General features: G+C 43.3%; 2 protein-coding genes. One reads left to right on the forward strand and one right to left on the reverse strand.

Annotated elements, in window-relative coordinates; genetic code table 11:
* Positions 1-241, forward strand: a 241-nt coding sequence (locus F6K49_RS51300; protein WP_293110632.1) for a hypothetical protein, incomplete at its 5' end; no start/stop codon positions are given.
* A gap of 5 nt (positions 242-246) precedes the next feature.
* On the opposite strand, the gene F6K49_RS51305 is transcribed toward F6K49_RS51300, so the two are convergent.
* Positions 247-1,017: a septal ring lytic transglycosylase RlpA family protein gene (locus F6K49_RS51305; RefSeq protein WP_293110634.1), complete on the reverse strand. Its 771-nt coding sequence runs from the start codon at positions 1,015-1,017 to the stop codon at positions 247-249.
* Between the last annotated feature and the right edge of the window lie 142 nt (positions 1,018-1,159).

A 1,159-nucleotide genomic window follows, 5' to 3' on the forward strand; every position in this document is an offset into this window, starting at 1 on the left:
ATTGTTCCGGTGCGGAGGGGCATCCCGTGTCGTCAATAAAGCTTGCCGAGTATCCGTTCGCGCAGCGTCGGCGAAAGCCGATACCGTTGGGTGGAGTTGGCAAGAAGCCCACACTGTAATCTCTGATAAGCGTGTGGGAGTATGTCACATTCTTATCGATGTTAGCAACATACTCTTAATAAATATAAATCTCCAGGAATTGCCAAGTAATTCCTGGAGATTTCTTTTGACTAATAACTAATCAATTCAATAAAGAATTTCTATATGCACAGGCCCAGTGCCAGACCTGACCAATCCAATTATTCTGGCAGCTCCTCTGGACAAATCAATAATCCGACCCCTGACATTTGGTCCACGGTCATTAATCCGGACAATGACGGAGCGACCATTTCTGAGATTAGTCACTTTGACTCTAGTGCCAAACTGCAAGGTACGATGAGCAGCAGTCAGAGCATATTGATTGAATCTTTCGCCACTAGCAGTGCGCCTGCCATGAAAAGCTGAACCATACCAAGAAGCTACCCCCCTTACACTCCATCGCACTCGGCGACGGCTACGCCTTGCAATCGTTGGTACTGTTAGTGGTTGCCATGTCTGTGCTGAAGCACTGCTTTTGTTGAGAGAAGAAGCATAGCCGATAAGCATAGCGTTTCCTTGGAGATTAGAATCCGGAGAAGCTATTTTCTCTTCTGACTTTGGAATCCCGTCAGTAGTGATTAGCTCAGGCGCTGGTAAGCTTAAACTAGCAAGAGTTCTATATTGAGCTGGAAACTCAGCAAAATCAAACATCTGTACTTGCTGACTTGAGAGTTTTTCAGCATCTGGAATTGTGGCAGATTTCACCTCTGTCATCAGTGGTAAGTCAGGGCTATCTTTAACAGTGTAGTCAAAGCCCTTAGCTGATGAAATATCATAGGTGCGCTTTCCGTAGGCGAATTTAATTCGCCACGGGTCGCACCTGTTGATAACAACGTACCCAAAACTGTTGTTATCAAAGAACCGGTGATCCAACTCCAACTTTTTTGATTCATATTTAGGTAGATAAAACATTATGATTTCAGGCATTTCAGTGCTAAATAAAGCTGGGTTAGCACTCGAACTTGCAAAAAAAATACTTAAACTAAACTTGTTTGATATTACAATATTAAGCAAATATTTC

The organism is Moorena sp. SIO3I6, from assembly GCF_010672095.1.